The sequence below is a fragment of the Algibacter ulvanivorans genome (assembly GCF_048381495.1).
Lineage (GTDB): Bacteria > Bacteroidota > Bacteroidia > Flavobacteriales > Flavobacteriaceae > Algibacter_B > Algibacter_B ulvanivorans.
In genome coordinates this window covers 1-255 of record NZ_JBLWGD010000108.1, presented here as the reverse complement: position 1 = coordinate 255, position 255 = coordinate 1, and the positions used below count along the sequence as shown (strand labels likewise).

The window sequence follows — 255 nt, the reverse complement described above, 5'->3', positions numbered from 1 at the left end:
ATCCTATTGCTGTTCAATGTATTGATGATGTGCCTGCTGCGGATATTGAAGTTGTTACTGATGAAGCCGATAACCAAGGAACTCCTGTTGTTGCTTTTGTTTCGGATGTCTCTGATGGTAATACTTGCCCTGAAACTATTACCAGAACTTATAGCGTTACCGATGTGTGTGATAACCAAATTTTAGTCACTCAAACCATTACGGTTAACGATACTACAAACCCTACAGCTTCTGGAACTATCGCTGAATCAACAG

General features: G+C 40.4%; 1 protein-coding gene. It reads left to right on the top strand.

Going from position 1 to position 255, the window contains the following annotated elements:
- The coding region (locus ACNG5D_RS16165) for an HYR-like domain-containing protein (RefSeq protein WP_418184552.1) at nucleotides 1-255 on the top strand (255 nt) is incomplete at both ends.